Source organism: Acinetobacter brisouii CIP 110357 (genome assembly GCF_000488275.1).
GTDB lineage: Bacteria > Pseudomonadota > Gammaproteobacteria > Pseudomonadales > Moraxellaceae > Acinetobacter > Acinetobacter brisouii.
The window spans coordinates 1,243,040-1,269,533 of sequence record NZ_KI530762.1; the positions used below are offsets into that span (position 1 = coordinate 1,243,040).

Sequence of the window (26,494 nt, forward strand, 5' to 3'; positions counted from 1 at the left end):
TCCTGTGAATTTCTTGGTGTTTAATGGGTAAAATAATGATCCTGATGCTGGCATTTGCGGCAAGTCAGAGTCACATAATCTCCTGCATCGTATTCGACATCCAGTTCATTTGAACCGCAGTGCATACAGCGTTTGTCAGAGTAAAAATTTAGGCGAGGCTGGATTTTTTTCCAGAGATGCCAGATAGGTTGGCTAAAAATACGTTGGTCATAATTGAGAAAACGGAAATATAAAATCTGACTCATTTTGCTCATCGGCAAATGTTCAGGTCGTGGGAAACTTGGCGTTTCCCATTTTTCAGCAATGGCACGTTCACGATATTGAGTGATGGTTTTTTTCAAACGGTGTGTATTAATAAACCCATCATTGCGTGCTTCCAAAGCTTTTTGTTCATGTAAATACAAGAGTGCCGTATGTGCCAAATAGAAAATCTGTTCAACAGAAAGGCTTTCTAACAAGCGATAACATAACTGTTGAAAAGACGCATGTGAAGTAAACTGTACTTTCCACATCTTACAGATGGACTGAATAAATTGTATAACTTCTTGATATAACAAATCATAAAGCACAGCTTTCACTTCATCGCTGCTTTTAAATGGAATGCCCAGCGTCAAATTAAAATAGAACCAATTGCGCAGTTGCTGAGTAATACTAAACAGGCTTGGTTCGCTATAACCATCTAAACGAACATTTAAATAAAATGTAGTTGGCTCATCACAGGCAGTTGTGGCACAGAAGATTTGCTCTTTTTGTAGTTGCTTCGCCAGTTGTTGTTGAAAATGATAATTTGGCGAAATATTGGAAAACTTGATTTTTTCCCAGTGAATATATTCATCGTGTTGAGAATCTTCACGTACATAGTCATCGAGCAGTGCAAGTAAAAAGAGTTTTTGTAGCAAACTCAACTGTTCTAGAGAGGGAGCAACCAGATCTTTTTTTCGGTATTTTTGCAGTTCTTGTTGACGCGTTTCTTTTAGAATTTTTTTACGTTGCTGGCTACAGCGAGCACAGTGACAAGTAAAGTTACCTGTTGGGAATACTCTATGTTCACAGTGACTGCATTGATAAAATTGAATGTCTTGATCAAATTGTTCCGCATCTACCCAAAACATGGCAGCATGACAAAGCGGGCAAAGTGTGCTGGCATCGAGTTGTTTATTTAAAACCTGAAACAAGGCAATGACCCATTCAAATAATAGCTGAACCCAAAATTATACACCGCCTGCCATAAAAAATATGCGAAAAAAAGCCAGTCATAGACTGGCTCTAGAGAAGAGGGGTTATACAGGGCAAGGGAAACGGTCGTCATATTGTCCAAGTTTTTTGGCAACAATCATGGCTTGAACTTTTTTTTGCGGTATTTTGACTTTGCCACAGTCATCGTACAGATTGATAAGTAGAGTCACATCTTGCTCGTTGAGAGAAAGCCCTTCACTGGTCATGAATAGGGCGATCACTTGATGCTGAATACCTGCTTTATGCAAGCAGTGTAAGGCTTTGAGGTTTTCAGCACGGTAGATTTGGTCTTTAATCGTCATTGTCGCTGACCTCCTTAAAGAGAACCTTATTCTACTTTGACATAAATTATCTGATTGCCGCGTGAAGAAATGTAAGAATGCGAAAAGTATAGTAATGACAAATGTCAAGATTATTTTTTGAATGTAACGAAATATATTGCATGGTTTTTATTCTTCAGTTTCATTTCATTGGCATAAATTTTAATTTTGCTTAGGGTGTTAAAATAAGGTCTGAATCGTGATACAAGAAGCCGATTAATTTTTTTTGTATATTTTTTATTATAAATAAATATAAATTTCAATTGGTTATTTTATGGTAGTTAAAATATATATAATATCTATTATGATAGGCAACCGAATGCTTAACAATAAAATAGGATTGAATCTATGTTGACTACTTTAAAAAAAATGACGTGTGGAATGATGATTTTATTCTGCTGTAAAAGTAGTTATGCGGAATTAAATGCTGAATTGAAACAAAGTATTGGGAAAAACTGTCAAGAAAAATCTGAAATAGCAGCTCAAGTGATGACTGAGCGTCAGAGTGGAAAAGAGTTTGTTGAGATGGTACAAACGGCTGCTGCTATACAAAAAAATGCTGTAACGAATGATCAACACGCGCTTGCTCAACTTTATGCAGCACTCGCTTTAAAAGTATCACGTCAGCCTGTGGAAAGTAGTAATTCTGCCAAACAAGAAAAAATTGGAGAATTGCGTCAACTGGTTTTAAGTTCTTGTCAGAACAATCAGATCTAATGATTTGATTCCTTCGTTTTAATCTAGCCTGCTTTAATTAAGATTAAAGTAGGTTTGGTTTTGCATATAGTGTTCTAAAGTATTTATATTCAGCGAGTGAACCGATCTTTTAAATGAGAAATTGCAGGTTTAGAGCTTAAAGGCTTTTTAATTTACTTGTACCAAGTTGCTACACCATGATGTCGTGAACATGTTCCACGATGGTGTTTGCTAAAGCTATATGAGCCATCACGACATTTTGCAGAAGCTCCATTTGGACGTTTACCATTTTTACTATGTGCTGGTGAATGGACAATACGACCATTTACATTACGGTAGTGATGATGTTCAACGAGGTTTTGCTCATTGGGTTCGCTATAAGGAAAATTTTTAGAAAATGCTGTTGTCGTGAATAATACGATGAATAATAAAGAAATATATTTCATAATAAGGATGTAGGTCTTTGTCAGGACTCTAAAAATAATCTTCCTTATTTTAAAGTTTGTAAACAAAAAAATGGTCGTAATTTATACAAAATGAAATAAATGCACATAAGTAAAAAAATCAGTTCTTTTTTTCTGTGGGGATACTTATATCAGTGGATTTTTAAGCTGCCTATCTATATGGTAGTGAACCGACCATAAGTAGTGATGCTTCCTAATTTTGAGTCTTCACTGGCTGCGATTAGGTCTAACATCGTTCTAACATTTGGATTTGCATATGTTTGCTGAAACTGTGCGAATGTTGTCATATTTTCACCTGACCATAACAAACCGACCTCAATGGGTCAGTTCTATTAGTTAGTACTTTATTTCAAATCATCTTTAGTAGCTTTGTTGGGTTAATTAATCCAAGAGTTATAAAATCAATAATTAATAAAAATATCGAAAATGCTACTCCAAAGAAAACAACCTTATCTATAAGCTATAAGCGGTGGGTAATCCTGAAATGGAATTGAAAAAAGTGTAAAAATTGTTCCAAAAACAATCAAAACCCAGCATAAGATTAAAAATCTGATATAGATTGTTTAATTTTATTTTCCAATGAGTTGATCGACTAAAGGATTTATTTTTGATTCATTGCTTTTGTATTTGGTTGGGTTTAGCAAACCACCTGCATGCAATTTGTATTCAGCATCAGCTATTTTGCTATCTCTTTTATAAAGTCTAAGCTCCGCTTGAGTGAGTACCATTGAAAAATCCCATTTTTGGTATGCAACATATTTTATTGAATACTCACAGTACGATGGCTTATTTCCTTTGATATATGTTTCTGTAGATATTCCATTATCTTCTAAGCGATTAATAACAATATCCTCAAATCCATTTACAACTACTCTAGAATTATGCTCAATACAAATTCTTTTTATTTTCTCATTTGCATTTAGATTCAAAGGGCTAACTTGTGTTGTTGCGCAACCTGACAATATTAAAGCAGTTAAAATTATGAATTTTTTCATTATAAATCCCTCATTGAAACAATGGATTTATAGCATAATTAATGATCAAATAGAATGTTGTTTAGTTTGACAGTATTTGTCTGAGATTGTGGTTGGTTTTGACGGGCAGCCATAGCTTTATACTTGTTATTCAGATTGCTGATAGATTGAAGTGTAGCCATCCGAGTCTGAATTTTTCTAAGCTGCCTATATGGCAGTGAACAATAAAAATATTACAACAAGATCAGAAATAACAGTAGCTTAAATCCTAAAAGTAAAGAAATACCCAAGTTTTTTAGCTAGGTTATAACTGTTTGATTTTATTAAACTGTTAAAGAGTATGAAAAATATTGGGTCAAAATCATTCATCTGTCAAAGCAAAAAAGATGCAAAATCCTTTTCTATTCAAATCTGAAAAGGTTTAAACATGGTACAGGCATTAAAAATCAAGCTAAAACAGGGTAGAATACCGAGCATATAAATTTATAGATTTGGAGTTCTGAGTGGAGCGATTGACGATTAGCCCTGAAAGTTTGAATGAAGCGGCTGAAAACTTAAGCACGATTCGTGATTTTATTCGCTTTGGGGTCACAGCACTGCGTCAATACGATGCTCATTTAGGGCAAGGTACAGAAGACTTTTTTGCAGAAAGCTCGGCTTTGGTACTGCAAACATTGTCTTTAGATTGGGCGGCAGACAGCGAAATTCTCGATGCAAAACTACTCCCAAGTGAAAAAGCAGAATTTTTAAGCCTTTTGGAACGCCGTATTAATGAACGCGTCCCAACTTCTTATTTATTAAACCTTTCTTATTTTTGTGGTAAGCCATTTTATGTCGATGAACGTGTGCTTATCCCACGCTCACCAATTGCAGAACTCATCGAACAACGCTTTGCACCATACTGTTTGGATGAAAATGGGCAAATGCGTGAAGCATTAAACAACTTGCCTGAAAATGCAAACCCACAAACTCCACGCCGTATTCTAGATATGTGTACAGGTTCAGGCTGTATCGCAATTGCACTGGCCTATGCTTATCCAGAAGCGGAAGTGGATGCAACCGATATTTCTCGTGAAGCACTTGAAGTAGCTGCAATTAATGCTGAACATCACAACATGCAATATCAGGTTGCGTTATTAGAGTCAGATTTATTCTCTAAAATTCCTTCAGAAAATAAATACGATCTCATCATCAGCAATCCGCCATATGTGGATGCTGAGGATATGGCGGATTTGCCAGAAGAATTTTTGCATGAGCCAGAACTAGCGCTTGCTGCTGGTCAAGATGGTTTAGATTTAGTACGTAAAATGTTGGCACAAGCGGCAGACTATTTGACTGAAGATGGTCTCATTGTGATTGAAGTGGGTAATTCTGAATGGGCAATGCGCCAGAATTTCAATACAGTTGACTTCCACTGGTTAAAATTCCAAAAAGGTGGTTCGGGTATTTTTGCTTTGACTGCTGCACAATGTCGTCAATATCAACAATTATTTCAAGATTCAGTAAATGCATAAGGAATTGTCATTATGGCAGGAAATAGTATTGGGCAACTTTTTCGTGTGACGACTTGTGGTGAGTCGCATGGCGTTGGCTTAATGGCAATTGTTGATGGTGTACCACCAGGTCTTGAATTGGTTGAAGAAGATTTACAAAAAGATCTTGATCGCCGTAAACCAGGTACATCTAAATTTGCGACTCAACGTAAAGAGCCTGACCAAGTTGAAATTATTTCAGGTGTTTTTGAGGGTAAAACCACAGGTACACCTATTGGTTTATTGATTCGAAATACAGACCAGAAATCAAAAGATTACGGTAATATTGCGCAAACTTTCCGCCCTGGGCATGCTGATTATACTTACACACAAAAATATGGTTTCCGTGACTACCGTGGTGGTGGACGTTCAAGCGCCCGCGAAACTGCAATGCGTGTCGCCGCAGGTGCAATTGCTAAAAAATATTTGGCAGAGAAGTTTGGTATTGTGATTCGTGGGCATGTCACCCAAATCGGGACAGAAGTTGCAGAAAAACTGGACTGGAATGAAGTTCCAAATAACCCGTTTTTCTGTGGCGATGTCGATGCTGTTCCTCGCTTTGAACAGCTTGTCACGTCACTGCGTGAACAAGGAACAAGCTGTGGTGCAAAACTGGAAATTTTAGCTGAAAATGTACCAGTCGGTTGGGGGGAGCCTGTATTTGACCGTTTAGATGCCGACATTGCGCATGCCATGATGGGTATTAATGCTGTCAAAGGTGTAGAGATCGGTGATGGTTTTGCCGTTGCAGGGCAGTTTGGTCATGAAACGCGGGATGAATTGACTTCACAAGGTTTCTTGGCAAATCATGCAGGCGGTATTTTGGGTGGGATTTCAAGTGGTCAAAACATTCGTGTGGCGATTGCACTCAAGCCAACGGCGAGTATTACCACTTCAGGAAAAACCATCAACTTAAACCGTGAAGACACGGACGTATTAACCAAAGGTCGACATGACCCTTGTGTTGGTGTTCGTGCTACACCGATTGCAGAAGCAATGCTTGCAATTGTGTTGATGGATCATTTCTTACGACATCGTGCGCAAAATGCCGATGTAGTTGCGCCATTTGCGCCAATAGCACCTTAAAAAATCAGCAAAATCTGGATGGCTTCATGAATATGAGGCCATTTTTTTTAAGTGCTATTTATTCAGGCGATTTATACATAAATAGCGTTTCATTTCTTATTTAAACCTGTTAAAACAAAAATAAAGCCTAAAGGAAATGAGTTGAAGACAATGAAAACTATAGTGAAATATATTGCGTTAAAAAATAAAGATTATCAGTTAGGTCATGCACTTTTTGAAGAAGAGCTTGAGGAAACAGGCGATTATTTTGATCGTATTCCAAGCCATATTCAGTTTCAAAATCTACAGTTCAAAGTAAAATCTAAAGAATTGACACGTAAGCAAGTATTCGATGACGTTGAGGAATCTCAAACGATTATTGTCAAGGTGATCGCGGTGACTGAAGCCTAAGTTAGTGCTGATTTAAACAGTCAAAATACATAATGCGACACGATTCAAATCAAAACAGGCTTATTACTGATTTATCGCGCTGAATTCAACTTTAAAGTGTTGTGAAAATGCGATGTAGGGTTGGATAACTTTAAATCCGCGATGAAAAACAATATCTTAGACATATATAGTTTTGCAATAAGTGATACAGTCTAATCTTGCGGTATCGGGTGAAGGGTAAGTGGAAATGAAATCTTAGAGTTTTTTAACGCAGTTTAAGAGCTTTATTGATACTTAAAATAAAACGCCCGATGAACTTCATCAGGCGTTTTTAACTGAAATAAGAATAAACTTATTAAGCAGGTTTCTTTTCTTCTGTTGCAGGCTCAAGTTGCTTTAACAAATGAGTCTCAAGATAGTGAATATCCATCGCTGTTTCACAGAAATCTTTATCTTGTAAGATCAGATCTTTATGCAATGGAATATTGGTTTTCACGCCTGTGAGAATCATTTCATCTAGCGCTTGTCTCATACGTGCAATTGCAGTACTACGATCTTTACCATGCGCAATCAATTTTGCAATCATCGAATCATAATACGGCGGAATGCTGTAACCTGAGTAGATATGGGAATCTAGACGGATACCTGCACCACCTGGCGCATAAAAAGTCTCAATGCGACCTGGAGATGGTAAGAACGTTGTTGGATCTTCAGCATTGATACGGCATTCAATCGCATGACCACGAACTTCAATATCTTTTTGCTCAAGGTTCAGACCTAAACCAGATGCAATACGGATTTGCTGTTCGATAATGTCAACACCTGTGACCATTTCAGTGACAGGATGCTCTACCTGAACACGTGTATTCATCTCAATAAAGAAGAACTCACCATCTTCAAACAAGAATTCGAATGTTCCTGCACCACGGTATTGCATGAGTTTACATGCATGTACACATGCTTCAAGAATGTCTGCACGTGCTTGTTCTGGCAAGTCTGGTGCTGGCGCTTCTTCAAGAACTTTTTGGTGACGACGCTGTAAAGAACAGTCGCGGTCATAGAGGTGAATGGCATGACCATTACCATCTGCCAAGACTTGAACTTCAACGTGACGAGGTGTTTGTAAGAAACGTTCCATATAGACCGTATCGTCACCAAACCACATTTCGGCATCACGTTGAGCTGCTTGTACAGACTCAAGCAAAGTGTCGATGCGTTCAACAATACGCATACCACGACCACCACCACCTGAAGCTGCTTTAACAATCAGTGGAAAACCGATTTTTGCTGCTTCTTCTTTGGCATTCGCTGGAGTTACCGCATGTTGTGAACCTGGTACAGTAGGTACACCAGCTTTACGCATTGCTGTAATTGCAGAAACTTTGTTCCCCATGAGACGAATATGCTCTGGGCGTGGGCCGATAAACACATAGCCCGAAGTTTCGACCATTTCGGCAAATTCAGCATTTTCAGACAAGAAACCATAACCTGGGTGGATGGCATCTGCACCTGTAATTTCAGCAGCAGTTAATAATGCTGGAATATTTAAATAACTTTCGCTTGTTGAACCAGGACCAATACATACAGCTTCATCGACAAAACGCAAATGCATCAAGTCTTTATCAGCGCTAGAATACACGCCAACGGTTTTAATCCCTAGGGCCTTACAAGCGCGGGTGATTCGCAAGGCGATCTCACCACGGTTTGCAATCAGTACTTTTTGCAACATTGTGAGTCCCTGTAATTATGCGCGGTAACGGAATAATGGTTGACCAAACTCAATCACTTCACCATTTTTTACCAAGATTTCTTCAATCACGCCGCTTTGAGTTGCTTCAATCGGGTTCATAATTTTCATTGCTTCGATAATACCAAGTGTATCACCTGCAGAAATGGTTTGACCGACTTGAACAAATGGTGCTTCACCTGGGCTTGGAGCAGCATAGTACACGCCAACCATTGGAGCTGTTTCAACCACGCCACGTGGAGCTTTTGCTTTTGGAGCACTTGCTTCAGCAGGAGCTGGCATTGCAGCTACACCCATTTGAATTGGTGCTGGGCTACGGCGAGTTAAAGCAATCGATTGATCACCTTCTTTTACTTCAATCGCGTGAAGATCAGATTCAATCATCAAATCGATGAGCTTTTTGATTTTACGAATATCCATGGTGTTCGTATTCCTTATGAAGATTAATGAGAAGGTTGAAGCTTAGAAACAGCATAATTGAGTGCAAAGTGATAGCCTTGTGCACCTAGACCACAAATCACACCCACAGCTTTGTCGCTGAGATAAGAATGGTGGCGAAAGGTTTCACGGGCATGCACATTAGATAAATGCACTTCAATAAATGGGATATTGACTCCAAGCAATGCATCACGGAGTGCCACAGAAGTGTGGGTGTATGCCGCAGGGTTAATGATAATAAATTGTATAGCTTGTTCTTGTGCTAAATGAATTCGGTCGACAATGGCGCCTTCATGATTGCTTTGAAAAGTATCTAAATCGCAATCGTGTTGTTTGGCTTGTTCAATCAGGCTTTGGTTAATGTCATTTAAGGTGAGGTGCCCATATACTTCAGGTTCGCGCTTTCCGAGCAAATTTAAATTTGGTCCATGAATGACCAAAATACGTGAAGTCATATAGTTCACTCCAATCTGAAATTACAGTCATTTTCTGCAAGATCTTTACAAAGTTTGCGGATTTTTGCTTTGAATTCTGTAATTATTTTGCAAGTTGTACTTATCTATACAGAATAAACAAATCAAATTATGCGTATATCTTGTAAATTTTTGGGAAAATTAACAATGTTAAAAAGTTCCATTTTCAAAACTTAAAACTTGCTTGAATTGATAGTTTTTCTTAAATTTCACCGAGTCTGGTTGCTGCTTACACTATCATTAAACAGAAGCAATTGGAATGGACGGTTTTACAAAAAAACCATAAAAACATCGAGGGTAAAGATCGTTGTCAGATCTCTTGTTATTTTTATTTAATTATATGAATTTAAACAATTATATTGGTTGTAAATAAAGGAAAATTTTGAAATATTATCTCAGTAAATTATGGTTGTTACATGATATATACATCTTAAATAGCCTAAGTATTACTATGTTGTACGCTCATAGACTCAATAAAAAGAAGCTTATGGTTTTGTTTTCTCTGACTGAAATTTGCAAAGAACAGTAAAAGGCATTGACCATTTTGTTCAGATTGGCAGGTATTGTAAAATAAAGACATGAATTAAGTGTTTATAGAATGTGCAATAGGTTGTTACATCTTATAGATTGTCTTGCTTGTTGATTTGAATAATTGATATTTGATGTTGATATAACAGTGATTTTCTGATGATTTCTTCTGATCTATATTGATAAACGATTCTGTTAAGTTATCGGTAGAAGATAATTTTTATCTGCTCACTACGCGAGATGGTTACATGATACTTGTAGTGAGCCACTTTTTAACTGACTGAGAATTTTTTGGCATAGCTTACACAGCCAACCACCAACAAACTGGTGAGAAACATCGACCAGCCTACAGGCTCATGCAAAAGAATTGCCGATAAACCCAGACCCAAAAAAGGCTGTAACAACTGTAACTGACCAACAGCAACCACGCCACCTGTGGCTAAACCGTGATACCAAAAAATAAAACCGATAAACATGCTAAACAGTGAAACATAAAGCAATCCTAAAGATGCGCTCAATGTGACATGGCTAAAGTCTTCAGGGAAATAATAAAAGCTAGCCAATAGCATGAAGGGTAGGGTTAAGATAAGTGCCCATGAAATCACCTGTAAACCGCCCAAATCTCTCGATAATCGCCCACCTTCGGCATAGCCTAAACCGCAGAGCAAAATCGCAGCCAGCATATATAAATCCGCAGAAAGAGGATGTTGCTCCTGAGGTGACATGTAAATAAAAGCAATAATGCTGCTGCTCCCTAGCACGGCAAATAGCCAAAATTTATGCTGTGGTCGTTTTTCACCGCGTAAGATTGCAAAAATAGCCGTCGCTAAAGGCAGCAAGCCAATAAATACAATGGAATAGGCAGCACTCATCTGCTTGAGTGCCAATGCTGTAAATAAAGGAAAACCCAGTACGACCCCAACCGCAACCAGAATCAATGATTTGAACTGAGCAATAGAAGGTAAGCGCTGCTTCATGCAGAGTACCGTGCATAAAGCCAATATGCCTGCAATTAGGGCACGAATTGAGGTTAGGAATTCAGGGCTAAAGCCTGTTACTGCCAAACGGGTTGCAGGCAAAGAACCTGCAAAAATACAGACACCGCATAAACCACTTAACCAGCCACGTGAAATATTCAACATGTTTACTCTCCCCATAGACTTATTTCATTTATAGAGAGTAGAGGCCACTGACTTGTTGAAACAGCTACAAAGCAATACAATTTAACCAAACTGTTAGGGTGTGAAAAATAAAACTGTTATGGAAAAATTAGCACCATCAAGCAAAATTGAACGTGTGATTACTTTTATTCAGCAACAAATTGATGATCGCGTCTTGGTTGCAGGCGCGCGTTTACCTTCACTTCGTCAGCTTGCGCAGCAGTTAGGAGTATCTATTTCAACCGTGATCGAAGCCTATGCGCGTTTGGTCACTGCACAGCGTATTGAGGCAAGAGCAGGTGCAGGCTATTTTGTCACAGGTATTCGGGCATCATATGCTTTTACAGCCATTGCGCCACGTTTAGACCGAGAGGTCGATCCATTATGGATTTCTCGGCAGTCTTTGGAAGCCAATTCAACCCATTTAAAACCAGGTTGTGGTTGGTTGCCTGAGCACTGGATGCCAGAAGATTTAATCCGAAAAGCGTTAAGAACTGTTTCGCGCTCCGCAACGTCACATCTGGTTGGGTATGGTCAGCCTTTGGGTTTTACTGAACTTCGGCATTTGATCGCGCAGCGTATGCAAATGACAGATGTTATGGCACATCCAGATCAAATCTTACTCACCGATAGTGGCACACATGCCATTGATTTGGTTTGTCGGTTATTTTTAAATCCAAATGATGTAGTGCTGATTGATGATCCTTGTTATTTCAATTTTCATGCCTTACTCAAAACGCATCAGGTCAAGACAATTTCGATTCCTTGGACAACGACAGGACCAGATCTTGAGCAGTTTTCTGCAGCTTTGGCACATAAACCTCGACTGTATATTACCAATTCAGGCATTCATAACCCAACAGGCGGGCAGTTGTCGTTAGCGATAGCGTATCAAATTTTAAAAATGGTCGAGCAAACTGATTTAGTGATTGTTGAAGATGATATTTTTGCTGATCTGGAATATGTGCCTGCACCGCGTTATGCAGCACTCAACGGTTTTGCTCAGGTGATTCAGATCGGGAGTTTTTCTAAAACACTTTCTGCTTCAATGCGTTGTGGTTATATAGCGACTCAAAATCAATGGGTTGAGCAACTAATTGATCTAAAAATAGCAACCTGTTTTAACAATAACCAGTTGAATACAGAGCTGATTTATCATGCATTAACTGACCATGCTTATCGTAAACATGTGGAATGGCTCAAGCAGCAATTGGCATTGGCAATGAGTAAAACCATACAAAATTTACAACCACTGGGAATTGCTCCTTGGATTATTCCTCAGGCTGGTATGTTTTTGTGGTGCCGATTGCCTGATGGATATAGCGCCAAAGAAATTTCCAAAATATGTTTATCCCAAGGTGTGATTTTGGCACCTGGAAATGCTTTTAGTACCCATCAATCTGCTGAACAGTTCTTACGTTTTAATGTGGCGCAGTCTGCAGATCAGCGTATTTATCAAGCATTGCAACGTGCGATGCAACAATTAAACTGATGTAAATCATCAAGTCATACAAAATATTAGCGTAAAAATAAACAGAAAATCAGTTTCTGTAGCCATGTACCATACGGTGGGTAAATCAGTTTCATTAAACTGAATTTTGGACGGACAAAGACTGATTTGGCATGGCTAAATGTCAAGAAACCTTCATGTCCATGATAGTGCCCAAGTCCCGAAGCGCCGATCCCACCAAATGGCAAATCATCCTGTGCGACATGTACCAAGGTTTCATTTAAGCAAATACCACCACTATGTGTATGCTGTAAAAAATGCTGTTGTTCCTGTTGGTCATAACCAAAATAATACAGTGCCAATGGGCGATGCTGCTGATTGATGTAGGTCATGACTTCATCAATATTTTGGTAAGTCAAAATCGGTAAAATTGAACCAAAAATCTCATTTTGCATCAGAAGCATATCATCATTTACATCGCAAACTAGATAATGCCCAAAATGCGTCTCATCTTCAGGGTAAATACAAATCACTCGTGCGCCTTTGGCCTGAGCGTCATCTAAATACAACTTTAAGCGTTGTTCTTGCCGTTGGTTAATGATTTGAGTGTAATCAGGATTGTTGGATAATTCGGGGTAAAATTGACGAATGGTTTTGATATAACAATCAACAAATTGCTGTAATAAATCTTGCGGCACAAAAACATAGTCGGGCGCGACACAGGTTTGTCCCGAGTTAATGGTCTTACCAAAAACAATACGACGTACAGACTCTGCTAACGGTGCATCTTTACCAATCACACTTGGAGATTTTCCGCCAAGTTCCAGCGTTACAGGTGTTAAATGCTCCGATGCCGAACGCATCACTTGTCGACCAATCGATGTTGCCCCTGTAAAAAGTAAATGATCAAAGGGCAGTGCAGAAAACTGCTGTGCGACGTTATGATCGCCTGTTACGACGCTAACTAAATCTTCAGGAAAAACCTGTGCAATTATTTTTTGGAAAAGCGCAGAAAAATGCGGGGTAAATTCACTCATTTTTAGCATGACCCGATTGCCTGCGGCCAATGCTTGGCATAACGGACCAACGGCTAAAAATAATGGGTAATTCCACGGTACAATAATACCGACAACACCGAGTGGTTGATACATGACATAGGCTTGAGCAGGTTGAAAGAGAATACTGACTTGACGGCGACTAGGTTTCATCCATTTTTTTAAGTGTTTGAGCGTATGTTGAATCCCCATCACACTCGGTAAGAGTTCAACCAAACGAGTCTCATCTGCACTACGATGCCCAAAATCTGCTGAAATCGCATCAATAATGTATTGCTGATGTTCAATCAATAGCGTTTTTAACTGTTTAAGCCACATACGGCGTTGTTGCAAACTTGGATATTGGGTGGTTAAAAAAGCCTGTTTTTGTTGTTGTAGCAGGTGATTTAAATACTCGGCAGAATCAGTCATTAGTTTGTGTATTGTTCCTTCAACGTTCAGACGTCATGTTAACTGAAAATTCTGAACTGCAAAATTTAAGTTGTGCATTTCACGGTCAATGATTTTGTTTGTAATAAAAAATACAGGTCTTTGGTTTGCAAACATGATTTTAGACTAAAGTCGCAAAGCACTCGCAGTTTCATCGTAACACGTTTCATTCATTTTATATGTTTCTGATATATCAGTGTTATTTAAAAGATACAAGGCTGTATAGCTGTAGAAAATGCAGGAAAATTAAAATAATATTGGTATGACCATTATTAAAATATTCAGACCAATATTGATCTTTAAGTTAGCATTATTTACTATTTGGTGACAAATAGGTGCTTTTTGATTTAAATTGGTATGACCAATATGTGAAAAAGCATTCTGGAATTCACGAAATAAGTACCGCCGAAGCATTTCAAGGAGAAGAGAATGCTACAACAATGGCAACAAATTTATGACCCTATTGGTAATATCTGGCTATCTAGTTTGGTAGCTCTGATCCCAATTATTTTCTTCTTTCTTGCGCTCGCTGTATTTCGCCTAAAAGGTAGCGTGGCAGGAACGATTACTGTTGGACTGGCATTATTGGTATCGCTGTTTGCCTATCACATGCCAACCAGTATGGCTTTCGCATCAATTGTTTATGGATTCTTTTATGGGCTCTGGCCAATTTCATGGATCATCATTGGTGCAGTATTCCTGTATAAAGTCTCTGTAAAAACAGGGCAGTTCGATGTCATTCGTTCGAGTATCTTATCGATTACGGAAGATCAGCGTCTGCAAATGCTATTGGTCGGCTTTGCTTTTGGTACTTTCCTTGAAGGTGCTGCAGGCTTTGGTGCACCTGTTGCAATTACCGCAGCGTTGCTTGTGGGTTTAGGCTTTAAACCACTCTATGCAGCAGGTTTGTGCTTGATTGTGAACACGGCACCAGTTGCGTTTGGTGCAATGGGAATCCCGATTATTGTGGCGGGTCAGGTTTCAGGTGTTGAAACGCATGAAATTAGCCAAATGGTTGGTCGTCAATTACCGTTTGTTGTGCCAATCGTATTGATCTGGATCATGGCGATTATGGATGGCTGGCGTGGTGTCAAAGAAACTTGGCCTGCAATTTTGGTCGGTGGTGGTGCATTCTCATTGGCACAATACCTGACTTCAAATTTTGTTGGTCCTGAGCTTCCAGATATTACTGCGGCAATTGCTTCTTTGATCAGTTTAACTGTTTTACTTAAGTTCTGGAAACCAAAACATATTTTCCGTTTCTCAAATGAAGATGGCACGGTTATTGATGCTGCAGTTCTAGAGCAACAAAAGCAAAAACATACAGCGGGTCAAATCTTTAAGGCATGGTCTCCATTTATGATTTTGACTGCAATGGTCACTATTTGGAGTATCAAGCCATTCAAGAGCTTGTTTGCCAAAGATGGTGCTTTGCATGACTGGATCATTGCGATCAAAGTGCCTTACTTGCATCAAATGGTACAGAAAATGCCACCTGTGGTTGGAAAACCAACTGATTATGATGCCATTTTTAAATTTGACTGGTTCTCTGCAACAGGTACAGCGATTATTTTCGCGGCAATTATTTCAATTATTGTCTTAAAAATGCGTCCTTCGGCAGCAGTTGCAACCTTTGCGGAAACTGTCAAAGAGCTAAAAACACCAATTTACTCAATTGGTATGGTCTTGGCATTCGCGTTTATTGCGAACTATTCGGGCATGTCGGCAACATTGGCATTGGCATTGGCGCATACAGGTCAGGCATTTACCTTCTTCTCGCCATTTTTGGGCTGGATGGGTGTGTTCCTTACTGGTTCTGATACTTCTGCAAATGCGTTGTTTAGTGCATTACAAGCTACTACAGCACATCAGATTGGTGTACCAGATGTGTTACTTGTCGCAGCCAATACTTCTGGTGGTGTAACAGGTAAAATGATTTCGCCACAGTCGATCGCAATTGCGTGTGCTGCCGTTGGTCTGGTGGGCAAAGAGTCAGATTTATTCCGCTTCACAGTGAAGCACAGTATCGCATTTACTGTGATGATTGGTATTATCATTACCCTTCAAGCCTATGTTTTTCCATGGATGATTCCATGATTGCAGATTGACCGAAGGAAAATGAGATGAAAATAGCCGATCGCGTAGTACAAAGTTTGTATGATTTGATAGAACAGCAAAGCATGCAGGTGGGTGATCGGCTGCCTTCGGAGCGTCAACTGTGTGAACAACTGAGTGTTTCGCGTTCATCGCTACGTGAAGCATTGCAAAAGCTCTCAAGTCTGGGTGTGGTTTCCAGCCGTGTAGGTGCTGGAACTTACCTTGCAAAGCGTCCACAGAGTGACTGGTCAGACCAGTTTATCCTTCAACCGTTAAGCGACTTGATTGATCAAGACCCTTTATATCGTTTTGATGTTCAGGAAGCGCGTCTGATTTTAGAAGGTGGTACAGCATGGTACGCTGCCCAGCGCTCAACGGAAGAAGATCGTGCCAAGATTCATCATTTCTATGATCAGGTTTTGTATTTCCAGTCGATTGGCGATGCAGATAAGGCTTCGGCATCGGATGCTAACTTTCATTTGGCGATTGCAGAAGCTTCTCACAATATTGTGCTGACGCAAATGATGCGCAGCCTGTTTGATTTACTGCAATACAATGTCGTACTCGGTCGACGCAAAATCTATACCGACGTGCATCAGTTTGAGCAACTCCATTTACAACACTTTCAGGTGATGGATGCGATTGATCGGCAAGATCCAGAATTGGCACGTTCATCGGTGTGTGACCATATCGAATTTATTATTCAACAAGTGCGTGCGATTGACGAAGCAGAAGCTCGTCTAAAACGCTCGTCTCGCTTAAAAAGGATCGATTTAAAATGATCATTTCTTCTTCTAATGACTATCGTGAAGCAGCACGCCGTCGTCTACCGCCATTTTTGTTTCACTATATCGATGGTGGTGCTTATGCAGAATATACTTTAAAGCGAAATGTAGAAGATTTATCGCAAATTGCGCTGCGTCAGCGTGTATTAAACGACATGTCGCAGTTGAGTCTTGAAACCAAGATTTTTGATGAAACACTTTCTATGCCTGTTGCATTGTCACCTGTCGGTTTGACGGGTATGTATGCGCGTCGTGGTGAAGTGCAAGCTGCCGTTGCTGCAGACAAAAAAGGCATTCCATTTACCTTGTCTACCGTATCGGTATGCCCAATTGAAGAAGTGACACCTGCCATTCAGCGCCCTATGTGGTTCCAGTTGTATGTGTTACGTGACCGTGGCTTTATGAAAAATGCGTTGGAACGTGCCAAGGCAGCAGGTTGTTCAACTTTAGTGTTTACGGTGGATATGCCAGTACCAGGGGCGCGTTACCGTGATGCACACTCAGGTATGAGTGGCCCAAATGCGGCAATGCGCCGTTATTTGCAGGCTTTTGCACATCCACATTGGGCATGGAATGTGGGCTTGCTCGGTCGTCCACATGACTTGGGCAATATCTCTAAATACTTAGGTAAACCGACAGGCTTGGAAGATTATATTGGCTGGTTAGGTGCGAACTTTGATCCATCTATCTCATGGAAAGATTTGGAATGGATTCGTGATTTCTGGGATGGCCCAATGGTCATTAAAGGTATTTTAGACCCTGAAGATGCTAAAGATGCTGTACGTTTTGGTGCAGATGGCATTGTGGTGTCCAACCACGGTGGTCGCCAGCTTGATGGTGTGTTATCAACCACGCGTGCTTTGCCTGCAATCGCCGATGCGGTTAAAGGTGATCTGAAAATCTTGGTCGATTCAGGTATTCGTAATGGTTTAGATGTTGTACGTATGCTGGCAATGGGTGCTGACCTGTGTATGTTAGGGCGCGCTTTTGTCTATGCATTGGGTGCAGAAGGTGGGCAGGGCGTATCGAACTTACTGGAGCTGATTGATAAGGAAATGCGAGTTGCCATGACGTTGACGGGCGCGAAAAGCATTCAGGATATTAACTCAGACTGTCTTGTTCATTTAGATCATCTAGCCAAATAAAGTAAGAGAGCTCCCATGTCACAGGCAAAGCATAACAATACGATTCAGCAGTTAAAAAACATTGTTGGTGAACAGCACGTATTGACGGATGATCAGCATACTCGCATGTACCGTCAGGGGCGTCGTTTTGGTGAAGGTAAGGTCTTAGCCGTAGTTGTGCCAGGAAACTTGCTAGAACAGTGGCAGGTTTTGCAAGCCGCGGTCGGTGCCGATTGTATTGTGATTATGCAGGCGGCCAATACGGGGCTAACAGGGGGCTCAACGCCTTATGGGGCAGATTATGATCGTCCTGTGGTGCTTATTAGTACGCGGCGCTTGGCAGGGATTCAGGTGATTAATCAGGGTAAGCAGGTGATTTGTTTACCTGGTGCAACCCTTGACGCTCTGGAACGTGAACTGGCGCAATATGACCGTGAGCCTCACTCGGTGATTGGCTCATCGTGTATTGGTGCTTCGGTGCTAGGTGGTGTGTGTAATAACTCGGGTGGTGCACTGGTACGCCGTGGGCCTGCCTATACGGAGCTGGCACTGTATGCGCGGGTGAATGAACAGGGAAAACTTGAACTGGTCAACCACTTGGGCGTCAATCTGGGGCAAACTCCTGAAGAAATTCTGACACGGTTACAGCAAAACAATTATCAGGCAACAGATGTTGAAAACTCGGAGCATCGCTGTGCTTCTGACCAGCATTATGTTCATGATGTATGTCAGGTCGATGAAGAAACTCCTGCACGTTTTAATGCTGACCCAAGTCGTTTGTTTGAAGCTTCAGGTTCGGCAGGCAAAGTTTGTGTCTTTGCAGTGCGTTTGGACACTTTTGAAAAAATTAAAAGTCAGGTGTTTTATATCGGTTCCAATTCAATCCATGACTTGACTGAAATTCGCCGTTATTTGTTGCAAGATTTACCTCGTATTCCAATTGCAGGTGAATATATTCACCGTGTTGCTTATGATATCGGGGCAAAATACGGTAAAGATACCTTTGTCTTTATTGAAAAATTTGGAACAGCCAAAGTTCCTCAAGCCTTTGCCATGAAAGACAAGGTTGATGGCTTTTTGGAAAAATTCGGTGTGCGCGGCTTGACCGATAAAGTCTTGCAAATGATGACGCATTTTTTACCAGATCATTTGCCGAAACGCATGAACCAGTTCCGTGACCTGTATGAACATCATCTGATTTTACGTATTGAAGATCAGGATGTGGCTCAGGTTCAGCAATTTCTGGCTGACTACTTTAATCAAAATACTTCAGGTAATTATTTCTTGTGTGATGCCGATGAAGGTCGCAAGGCATTTTTACATCGTTTCGCAGTAGCAGGTGCAGCAATCCGTTATCGGGATACACATCGTAGTGAAGTGGAAGATATCGTGGCTTTAGATATTGCACTGCGTCGTAATGACCGTGAATGGCTAGAAACCTTGCCTGAGGAAATGGATCAGCAAATTATTCATAAACTGTACTATGGGCATTTTTTGTGTCATGTGTTCCATCAGGACTATATCGTGAAGAAAGGTGTTGACCCTTTAGATATGGAACATCAGATGTGGAAACTGCTTGATCATCGCGGGGCAGAGTATCCTGCAGAACACAATGTCGGGCATTTGTATGTGGCTAAACCTGCACTGAAACAGCATTACCAAAAACTAGATCCGACCAATAGTTTCAATGTCGGGATTGGACATACCTCTAAGTTGAAATATTGGAAATCTTAAGTCTGAGAGAATAAAAAACCGAGTCAAGACTCGGTTTTTATTATTAGGGCTTTTTGAGATAACCCGCTTCTACGGATTTTGGATATTGTTTCAGTAGTTGCTGGCGATATAGGTTGGCAGAAACGCTATTGTGATCAACATTCTTGGCAATACTGTAAAGCTGATACAGTGCCCGTGGTGCTTTGGCAGATTGTGGATATTGCTTATTTACAACTTCGTAATTTTTCTTGGCTTCTGCATAATTGGCTGGTTCAATTGCTAAATAAAACTCGGCAAGCCAAAAGTGCGCATTACCAATATAGATGCTATTGGGATACTTTTTAATAAAATCCTGCATAGGCTTGATCGCCTGTTTAGCACCACCTTGTTTGTAAGCATCGAGTGCTAAGGTATAGGCATCCTTCTCATTTAACGGCTTTTTTGCTGGGGGCGCTCCCGTAGACGAGCTGGTTGTATCATTAGCAGGGGCAGGCGGTGGTGTCGTATTGGTTGCTGTTCCAGACTTACTTGAAGCATCGTCACTACTTGCAGTATCGGATGCTGCCGAGCCATCATCACCATCCACTTTTTGTTGAAGTAGCTGTAAACGCTGGTCTAGGTCGTTGTAGTGATTGTCTAGATCTTGGCGCTGCTGGTCAATGGTATGTTGCTGTTCTTCAATGACGCCACGCAGACTACGCACCTGATTTTCAAGTTGATCAACACGTTGCATCAGTTCCCAGTTGACATTGGTTGGAATGTTGCTACTCGGCGAATTGGTTGTTGTATTGTTGCTTGATCCGCTATTGTTTTGGCTAAGTGATACATTTTCAATGGGTGCAGCCAACACAGCATATGTGGTCGTACATGCCAGCAATCCAAGCGCTAACTTTTTAAGCTTCATAATGAAGAACCTGAAGAAATCGAAATGAGAATGACAAGCCGAAGAGGTTTGTACAAGATTCTAGCGTTTATTTATCAACTTTACTTTGTTGAAAGCAAGCAAGCTTTACAATATTTCAGCATTTCTTCTGTAAATTTTCAAAGAAATTTTGTTGTAAGTGTCATGAATTGATCAAAATGTTTCTTTAATAATCAAACGCATCGCTTTTTATAGAAATCCACAGTTTTAGTCTTGCATGTTAAATAAAAATCTCTATACTTGTCCTTGCAATGGTAGCCCTGCTGGTAGCCTCGCAATTATACTCTGTGAACCCCGCCAGGACCGGAAGGTAGCAACGGTAGCAGATCTATGATGTGCCGAAGTTTCGCTAGTAGGGTTACCACCATTATTCTTCTTGCGCTTCTCGACGCACTGCTTTTAAAATCACATCCATATCAAAACCCCGATACTGCAAAAAACGAATTTGTTTTGCCTGTAATTTTGGGTCTCTTGTTACTTCTATTCCATATTTTTTGACTTTTAACTGATAGGCTTGCTCTAGCCAGTCAACTTCCTGTACCTGTTCCTGAATATAATCCTGATCTACCTGTTTTTGTTGCAAGGTTTGATAAATTCGCCGTGGTCCTTTGCCTTTACGCATCTGGCTCGCAAGAACAAGTTCAGCAACGCGTTGATCACTCTGGTATTGATACTGACTAAATTCTTCAAGTAACTTTTCTACTTCTTCCGAGTCTAAAGCATAGCGATTGAGTTTTTCGCGTAGCTCGGCTTTTGAGTATTCACGTTTGCAGAGTAGGGCATAGGCATAACTACGCAAACGTGCGCCTGTTAATGTCTTTTTTACTTGTTGATCGGTATCAATATTTTGCATATGGGCTTCCATAAAAATCAAAAAACGCCCCGTAGGGCGTTCTATTGTTAGGTGAATTAGCTTTCTAAAAATTCTGCTGGTTCTTCATTGTCCTGACTTACAGGTGCATTAGAAGTCGTTAGTAACTGTTCGCGAATCATACGTTCAATTTCTTGAGCAATTGCTGTATTTTCTTCTAAATAACGGATCACGTTATTTTTACCCTGACCAATTTTATTGCCCTGATAAGAATACCAAGCACCTGCTTTTTGAATGATTTCTTGTTGCACGGCAAGGTCAATGAGTTCACCAAGCTGGTTCACGCCTTTACCATATAGAATCTGGAATAGCGCTTCTTTAAATGGAGGCGCCATTTTATTTTTGACGACTTTGACTTTGGTTTCAGAACCAATAATCTCATCACCTTCTTTGACCTGACCAATACGGCGAATGTCTAAACGTACAGAAGCGTAGAATTTCAGTGCATTACCGCCTGTTGTAGTTTCTGGGCTACCAAACATGACCCCGATCTTCATACGAATCTGGTTAATGAAAATCACCATGCAGTTTGAGCGTTTGGCATTACCTGTGATTTTACGCAAGGCTTGGCTCATTAAACGTGCCTGTAAGCCCATGTGCGAGTCACCCATTTCGCCCTCAATTTCAGCGCGTGGTGTAAGTGCAGCAACGGAGTCGACAACGATGAGGTCGATTGCGCCTGAACGAACCAGCATATCTGCAATTTCAAGGGCTTGTTCGCCATTGTCAGGTTGAGAAACCAAAAGATTGTCAATATCTACCCCAAGCTTACGGGCATATTGCGGGTCAAGAGCATGCTCGGCATCAATGAAGGCACAAGTGCCACCTGCACGTTGACATTGCGCAATTGCTTGCAAGGTCATGGTAGTTTTACCAGAAGATTCTGGCCCGTAAATCTCGACAATACGTCCTTTAGGTAAACCGCCAATGCCTAGTGCAATATCTAAAGTCAGTGAACCTGTTGAAATTGCTTCTACTGCCTGTACGGTGTTGTCACCAAGGCGCATTACAGTATTTTTACCGAACTGTTTTTCAATTTGGCTTAAAGCTGCATTGAGCGCTTTACTTTTATTCTCATCCATCTTACAACCTCAAAACGATGCAAATGTCACTATATACTCAAAGTGGATGTCTTTCATCAATCTCGTTTCCACAGGGTGCATAGTGACAGAAATAATCTGCATTTTCTATGTTAAATTACGATGCCGCGACATAGTATGTCGTACTAGACACCATCCTGATATGACCAGTATTCATCATAATGTTGATCATTTTCTTGTTTAAATTTACCAATTTGTCGCCGATCTTTTTTGTTGGGACGATGATCTGGTCTTGCTAAGTTATTCATTTTTCGCTGGGTTGCAATCAGTTCCCGACGAGCAACACTCACAACTGTCTCTTCATAGAGTTGCTGTGCAATCGGTGCAGAACCACGTGTTCCTGAAAGAGCAACAACGACAACGGTTTTTTTATCAAAGCCTTGTTGAATGGTGAGTTCCATACCAGCTCTGATTTCTTTAGAGACTTTGACGCGCTCGCCTTGATGGTGAACTTTACCACCTTCAATGGCAGCTTTGGCTAAAGAACGGGTTTTAAAAAAGCGTGCGACCCAAAGCCACTTGTCAACACGCATGCTGTCAGCAGGAGCAGTTTCATGCTGTTTTGTCATGGATATCCTTGTATGCATTGAATGAAAACAAACCCAGTAAATCAGGCAGGTGTTGAATGACTGGATAACCTAGTGTAGCACTCTCTCTTGCAGGCTCAAGGCTAGAGGGTTGAGCAATGCTATACAGATGTTGAATTCCAAAGCGTTTAGCACTGTCGAGGACGCGGACGGTATCATCAATAAATACGGCATGCTCTGGCGTAAAAGGATAGCGTTGTTGTAGCGTTGACCAAAATTCAGGATGCTCTTTTGGGAAGCCGATACTTTCACTACTGATAATGTGTTGAAAATATTCACTTAATCCTGTCATTTGCATTTTAAGGGCAAGGCTTGAGCAATCTGCATTGGTCACAATCCAGCATTTTTGCTGATGCTGTTTTAAGGCTTTCAGTAGTTCATGGCAACCAGATCGTGGCTGAATTTTATGGCGAAACTGATGCTGTAATTGCATAACGTCACTGCCGACCACTTCAGACCAGAATTTGGATGAATACCAGTTGAGCGTATGCTGATGCTGCTCATAAAATTCATATAACCGCGTTTTACTTTCGATCAACGAACATTGATGTTGTGTCGCATAATGCTGTGGTAAATGCTCATTCCAGATAAATTGATCAAAAGCTAAATCCAGTAAAGTGCCATCCATGTCGAACATGAAGACTGTGTCAGTCATTGAGTGATCCTCAAAATATTTCAAAATTCAGTAACTCTCCATAAAAATACCTTTAGCTGTTTGAATCATAAGAAAATTATTTTCAAATTTAACGCTCAAAATTCAACTAAGAATTTCATGTTCCGAAGGTTATGTATGTGTATTTAAGCAGATATATACCTGAATTAAAATTATATATCATTTCATTATGACAAAATTAATATGGCAATACTGCAGAGTAAAGGTGTTGGATAGGTTCTGAAGTTATCACAGAAGATTGGGGATTTGGTGGGTAAAGGAACTCAAGGGGAGTTGTTGTGATGCTCAGTGAATAACATCACACATATTTCTTCAATTGTTAAAATGAAGTTGTAATCATTGTTAAAAAACAGGATATAAATTTATGTCATCAATAAGAAACTATTTGGGAAAAATAGATACTTCAACATCAGAAGGTATGGCTCAAAAAGAAACCTTGGATATACTTGTTCAGTTGGGGAATGCAAAAGCGGACTTTTTTCAATCTAAAATTGAAATGAATTTACAGTATGCTCAAGATAAGAGTGATTCATTTCCTATTCAGAAAGTTATTTATAATTTTAATTCAGTACGCTGCTTTTCAGCGAATGAATTTGCTGAGCTACGCAGCACGATCAATTCTGAAGTAAAAATGTTTCTTTCAGGTGTTCGTGAAGCTGCTCTATCAGCTATAAGTTCTCTAGTCTATTTTGAGTTAGATATGTTGCTTAATAGACCAGAACATAGTTATGAGATTGAAGCTCGTTATCTTGCATTTGAAGGAGAATCAGCCATTCGAATAGATATGGTAGTGTGGTACCAAAATATTAATATTTATAATTTAAAAGATAAACCTGAAAAAATTTTAACAGTTGTTGCGCTGGTATCTGCTATTGATACTAAAAAAATGAATCTTTTAGCTTTTCTAAACATGTATCAAGCAGAACTATCTCAAGGTGGTGCGAGTCAAGAAGTTATTGCAAACGAAATTGCATTTGCAAAGGATGTGCTGGATAAACCCACCCTCTAAGGTCTGACCAGTAGAGCATGCATAAAAATAATCTTGGTATAGCTTAAGCCAGCGTCAATGATGTTGGCTTTTTAAATTTAACAGCTTGAAATTTTTTCAAAATATCTGTATGTAATATATACAACATATATTTTTAAAAAATTTTATTTAATAGGAAATAACATGAATATTAACGATATAAAAGCATTGCTTGAGCAATCTGAATGGTATCAACCAAATGATGATGATTCATCTATCTATTTAGCTAAAGATGATATTTTTTTAAAATTTAAAGTAGAAAAAGAAGAAGATGGTGATTTTAATGTTGGAAATCTTCCTCCAAATATACAATCTTTTTACAGAATTCTTGATCAAGATATTAAGATTTCAGAAGTTTCTTTAAATAAGGTACATTTTTATTATCAAAAACAGGTGATTAGAGCTTTTGATATATACAAATTCGGGTCTTCACATAATAATGAAAAAATATATTTCGCAAAGCCTACGAATCAATCTACTCATGTAAACATTATAGATGACATATTCTATAAAGTTATAATTAAGAAGTTAAATACAGAATTTTCATTAGGAAAAATAATCTTTGCGAATGGAAATTTTGAATAAATCGGTATTGAATAGAAAGCGACCAACAGGTCGCTTTTTTTCTTCCCTGTAAGGCGAACGGTTCCTTTATCAAATCTTTGAAACTTTCCTTATGTTGGGCAATCAGCAGCTAAATGCTAAATAACTCTAACCATTCAGACCTTAGCGGCTACAGTGATAAGCAGTAGGAAAGGTATGGATATCACAAAGCAACAAAATAAGTTGATTGAAGCGAACGGTAGTAAATTACACCTGAACTTGGATTGCAATTGTTAGAAGAGGCAATGTATGGCGAAACCGCAACCCCTGCGGAAATTAGTGATCTGCCCGACACAACCCAAGTACAGACCGAAGTTACACCTCAGATGATTCCTCTCTCTTTAAAAAAGATTTTATGCGTTGGATTGGTGTCGATTGAATTTAGTCTGCGCTGATTTTTTATATGATTATATTTTTTAAAATTATTTTTTAAGAGTTAAATTATGAGATATATATTGTTTTTTTTCTTAAATTTCTAAAGCACACTAAATGCTGTCTTTAATTGATTTAGAGTATAAAAATATGATTTTTTACGTTAAATAACTAAATTTAATTTTTAAAAAATGAATGATTTGTATACTATTATTTGAAATTGCTTTCTAGGTTTTTAACATGAATAAGATACTAATTGAATTGATTCAGCCCATCAAACATGAAAAGCAAGGCTATGAACCAAAACTTTATAATGAAGGAACACTTTTAAAAGTGGTTCATGAGGCACACGATGCTTATCTCGTTCGAGCTGATGATGAATTTTCATTTTCTGTACGTAAGTCCGATGAAAATGTGACTTGGGTAAAAATTTAAAATAGCCCAATATTGAATACTTCCAACCCCTTATCTTTAAATGAGACAAGGGGTTTTTTATTGTGGCTGTTTCTTTTAATGGAAAACAGATTGTCGACAATCTTGGTTTTTAGATTGAATAAAATAAGAAAAAATCGTGTTTTATAGCACATTAGTCGTAGATAAAATTTATATTGTTGACAATAGTTTAATTTTTGCTAAAAAATAAGCATTATTCAGTGATCTTTG

General features: G+C 39.4%; 27 protein-coding genes and 1 other RNA gene. 14 read left to right on the forward strand and 14 right to left on the reverse strand.

Translation table 11 applies throughout. The features are described 5' to 3' along the window. Positions 1-20 precede the first annotated feature (20 nt). Both P255_RS05845 and P255_RS05850 read right to left on the reverse strand, forming a co-directional pair. A complete protein-coding gene (locus P255_RS05845; RefSeq protein ID WP_004901461.1) occupies positions 21-1,112 on the reverse strand; it encodes a hypothetical protein in 1,092 nt (363 codons plus the stop codon). A gap of 168 nt (positions 1,113-1,280) precedes the next feature. Further along, a complete protein-coding gene (locus tag P255_RS05850) occupies positions 1,281-1,538 on the reverse strand; it encodes a hypothetical protein (protein WP_004901465.1) in 258 nt (85 codons plus the stop codon). 366 nt (positions 1,539-1,904) lie between these two features. Between P255_RS05850 and P255_RS05855 the strand changes: the two genes are divergently transcribed. Further along, a complete protein-coding gene (locus P255_RS05855; RefSeq protein ID WP_004901468.1) occupies positions 1,905-2,273 on the forward strand; it encodes a hypothetical protein in 369 nt (122 codons plus the stop codon). A gap of 152 nt (positions 2,274-2,425) precedes the next feature. On the opposite strand, the gene P255_RS05860 is transcribed toward P255_RS05855, so the two are convergent. Both P255_RS05860 and P255_RS05865 read right to left on the reverse strand, forming a co-directional pair. Further along, positions 2,426-2,698, reverse strand: coding sequence for a DUF3761 domain-containing protein (locus tag P255_RS05860; protein ID WP_004901471.1), 273 nt, complete (start codon positions 2,696-2,698; stop codon positions 2,426-2,428). A gap of 587 nt (positions 2,699-3,285) precedes the next feature. Continuing rightward, positions 3,286-3,711, reverse strand: coding sequence for an Sbal_3080 family lipoprotein (locus tag P255_RS05865; protein ID WP_004901473.1), 426 nt, complete (start codon positions 3,709-3,711; stop codon positions 3,286-3,288). A 482-nt stretch (positions 3,712-4,193) separates the two neighbouring features. Here P255_RS05865 and prmB point away from each other — a divergent pair, with 482 nt between their 5' ends. From prmB to P255_RS05880, 3 genes are all read left to right on the forward strand, one after another. Then, on the forward strand, positions 4,194-5,204 hold the full coding sequence (prmB, locus tag P255_RS05870; protein WP_004901477.1) for a 50S ribosomal protein L3 N(5)-glutamine methyltransferase: 1,011 nt from the start codon (positions 4,194-4,196) through the stop codon (positions 5,202-5,204). 12 nt (positions 5,205-5,216) lie between these two features. Next, a complete protein-coding gene (aroC, locus tag P255_RS05875; RefSeq protein ID WP_004901479.1) occupies positions 5,217-6,308 on the forward strand; it encodes a chorismate synthase in 1,092 nt (363 codons plus the stop codon). A 150-nt stretch (positions 6,309-6,458) separates the two neighbouring features. Beyond that, a complete protein-coding gene (locus tag P255_RS05880) occupies positions 6,459-6,698 on the forward strand; it encodes a hypothetical protein (RefSeq protein ID WP_004901481.1) in 240 nt (79 codons plus the stop codon). 334 nt (positions 6,699-7,032) lie between these two features. Here P255_RS05880 and accC read toward each other — a convergent pair whose 3' ends face one another. The 4 genes from accC to P255_RS05900 all read right to left on the reverse strand — a co-directional run bounded on the left by accC (position 7,033) and on the right by P255_RS05900 (position 11,005). Next, on the reverse strand, positions 7,033-8,406 hold the full coding sequence (accC, locus tag P255_RS05885; RefSeq protein ID WP_004901483.1) for an acetyl-CoA carboxylase biotin carboxylase subunit: 1,374 nt from the start codon (positions 8,404-8,406) through the stop codon (positions 7,033-7,035). Positions 8,407-8,421: 15 nt separating this feature from the next. Then, complete coding sequence (gene accB / locus P255_RS05890; RefSeq protein WP_004901485.1) at positions 8,422-8,844, reverse strand: acetyl-CoA carboxylase biotin carboxyl carrier protein; 423 nt, start codon at positions 8,842-8,844, stop codon at positions 8,422-8,424. Between the two features lie 23 nt (positions 8,845-8,867). Beyond that, on the reverse strand, positions 8,868-9,317 hold the full coding sequence (gene aroQ / locus P255_RS05895; RefSeq protein WP_004901488.1) for a type II 3-dehydroquinate dehydratase: 450 nt from the start codon (positions 9,315-9,317) through the stop codon (positions 8,868-8,870). Between the two features lie 818 nt (positions 9,318-10,135). Then, positions 10,136-11,005 carry a DMT family transporter gene (locus tag P255_RS05900; protein WP_004901489.1) on the reverse strand — a complete coding sequence of 290 codons (870 nt, stop codon included), beginning with the start codon at positions 11,003-11,005 and terminating at the stop codon, positions 10,136-10,138. Positions 11,006-11,123: 118 nt separating this feature from the next. Here P255_RS05900 and P255_RS05905 point away from each other — a divergent pair, with 118 nt between their 5' ends. After that, positions 11,124-12,515 (forward strand): aminotransferase-like domain-containing protein, encoded by a 1,392-nt coding sequence (locus tag P255_RS05905; RefSeq protein ID WP_004901492.1) that lies wholly within the window; start codon positions 11,124-11,126, stop codon positions 12,513-12,515. 26 nt (positions 12,516-12,541) lie between these two features. Here the strand turns inward: P255_RS05905 and P255_RS05910 are convergent, their stop codons facing one another. Then, a complete protein-coding gene (locus P255_RS05910; RefSeq protein WP_004901495.1) occupies positions 12,542-13,939 on the reverse strand; it encodes a coniferyl aldehyde dehydrogenase in 1,398 nt (465 codons plus the stop codon). A gap of 447 nt (positions 13,940-14,386) precedes the next feature. Between P255_RS05910 and lldP the strand changes: the two genes are divergently transcribed. From lldP to dld, 4 genes are read left to right on the forward strand one after another with little or no spacing between them, the layout of a single operon-like run. After that, positions 14,387-16,054 (forward strand): L-lactate permease, encoded by a 1,668-nt coding sequence (gene lldP / locus P255_RS05915; RefSeq protein WP_004901497.1) that lies wholly within the window; start codon positions 14,387-14,389, stop codon positions 16,052-16,054. A 26-nt stretch (positions 16,055-16,080) separates the two neighbouring features. Then, on the forward strand, positions 16,081-16,836 hold the full coding sequence (lldR, locus tag P255_RS05920) for a transcriptional regulator LldR (RefSeq protein ID WP_004901501.1): 756 nt from the start codon (positions 16,081-16,083) through the stop codon (positions 16,834-16,836). After that, positions 16,833-17,984 (forward strand): FMN-dependent L-lactate dehydrogenase LldD, encoded by a 1,152-nt coding sequence (gene lldD / locus P255_RS05925; protein ID WP_004901502.1) that lies wholly within the window; start codon positions 16,833-16,835, stop codon positions 17,982-17,984. Before lldR ends, lldD begins: the two co-directional genes overlap by 4 nt. A 15-nt stretch (positions 17,985-17,999) precedes the next feature. Further along, positions 18,000-19,697 (forward strand): D-lactate dehydrogenase, encoded by a 1,698-nt coding sequence (dld, locus tag P255_RS05930; RefSeq protein WP_004901504.1) that lies wholly within the window; start codon positions 18,000-18,002, stop codon positions 19,695-19,697. 43 nt (positions 19,698-19,740) lie between these two features. Here the strand turns inward: dld and P255_RS05935 are convergent, their stop codons facing one another. Continuing rightward, entirely contained in the window at positions 19,741-20,580 is an 840-nt protein-coding gene (locus P255_RS05935; protein ID WP_004901506.1) for a YbgF trimerization domain-containing protein, read from the reverse strand. A gap of 279 nt (positions 20,581-20,859) precedes the next feature. Here P255_RS05935 and ffs point away from each other — a divergent pair. Beyond that, positions 20,860-20,956: signal recognition particle sRNA small type (gene ffs, locus P255_RS15220), an RNA gene on the forward strand. A 9-nt stretch (positions 20,957-20,965) separates the two neighbouring features. On the opposite strand, the gene P255_RS05940 is transcribed toward ffs, so the two are convergent. The 4 genes from P255_RS05940 to P255_RS05955 form a co-directional block, all read right to left on the reverse strand. Further along, positions 20,966-21,451, reverse strand: a complete 486-nt coding sequence (locus tag P255_RS05940) for a regulatory protein RecX (protein WP_004901509.1) — start codon at positions 21,449-21,451, stop codon at positions 20,966-20,968. A 56-nt stretch (positions 21,452-21,507) separates the two neighbouring features. Further along, entirely contained in the window at positions 21,508-22,551 is a 1,044-nt protein-coding gene (gene recA / locus P255_RS05945) for a recombinase RecA (RefSeq protein WP_004901511.1), read from the reverse strand. A 143-nt stretch (positions 22,552-22,694) separates the two neighbouring features. Next, positions 22,695-23,138: an RNA-binding S4 domain-containing protein gene (locus tag P255_RS05950; RefSeq protein ID WP_004901513.1), complete on the reverse strand. Its 444-nt coding sequence runs from the start codon at positions 23,136-23,138 to the stop codon at positions 22,695-22,697. Continuing rightward, positions 23,122-23,811 carry an HAD-IA family hydrolase gene (locus tag P255_RS05955; protein WP_004901518.1) on the reverse strand — a complete coding sequence of 230 codons (690 nt, stop codon included), beginning with the start codon at positions 23,809-23,811 and terminating at the stop codon, positions 23,122-23,124. Before P255_RS05955 ends, P255_RS05950 begins: the two co-directional genes overlap by 17 nt. 382 nt (positions 23,812-24,193) lie before the next feature. Here P255_RS05955 and P255_RS05960 point away from each other — a divergent pair, with 382 nt between their 5' ends. The 4 genes from P255_RS05960 (at position 24,194) to P255_RS05970 (ending at position 26,266) form a co-directional block, all read left to right on the forward strand. Next, positions 24,194-24,838, forward strand: a complete 645-nt coding sequence (locus tag P255_RS05960; RefSeq protein ID WP_004901520.1) for a hypothetical protein — start codon at positions 24,194-24,196, stop codon at positions 24,836-24,838. Positions 24,839-25,000: 162 nt separating this feature from the next. Then, positions 25,001-25,441 (forward strand): hypothetical protein, encoded by a 441-nt coding sequence (locus tag P255_RS05965; protein WP_004901523.1) that lies wholly within the window; start codon positions 25,001-25,003, stop codon positions 25,439-25,441. Positions 25,442-25,689: 248 nt separating this feature from the next. Beyond that, positions 25,690-25,854: a hypothetical protein gene (locus P255_RS15325; protein ID WP_155756906.1), complete on the forward strand. Its 165-nt coding sequence runs from the start codon at positions 25,690-25,692 to the stop codon at positions 25,852-25,854. Positions 25,855-26,071: 217 nt separating this feature from the next. After that, positions 26,072-26,266 carry a hypothetical protein gene (locus P255_RS05970; RefSeq protein WP_004901527.1) on the forward strand — a complete coding sequence of 65 codons (195 nt, stop codon included), beginning with the start codon at positions 26,072-26,074 and terminating at the stop codon, positions 26,264-26,266. Positions 26,267-26,494: the final 228 nt, after the last annotated feature.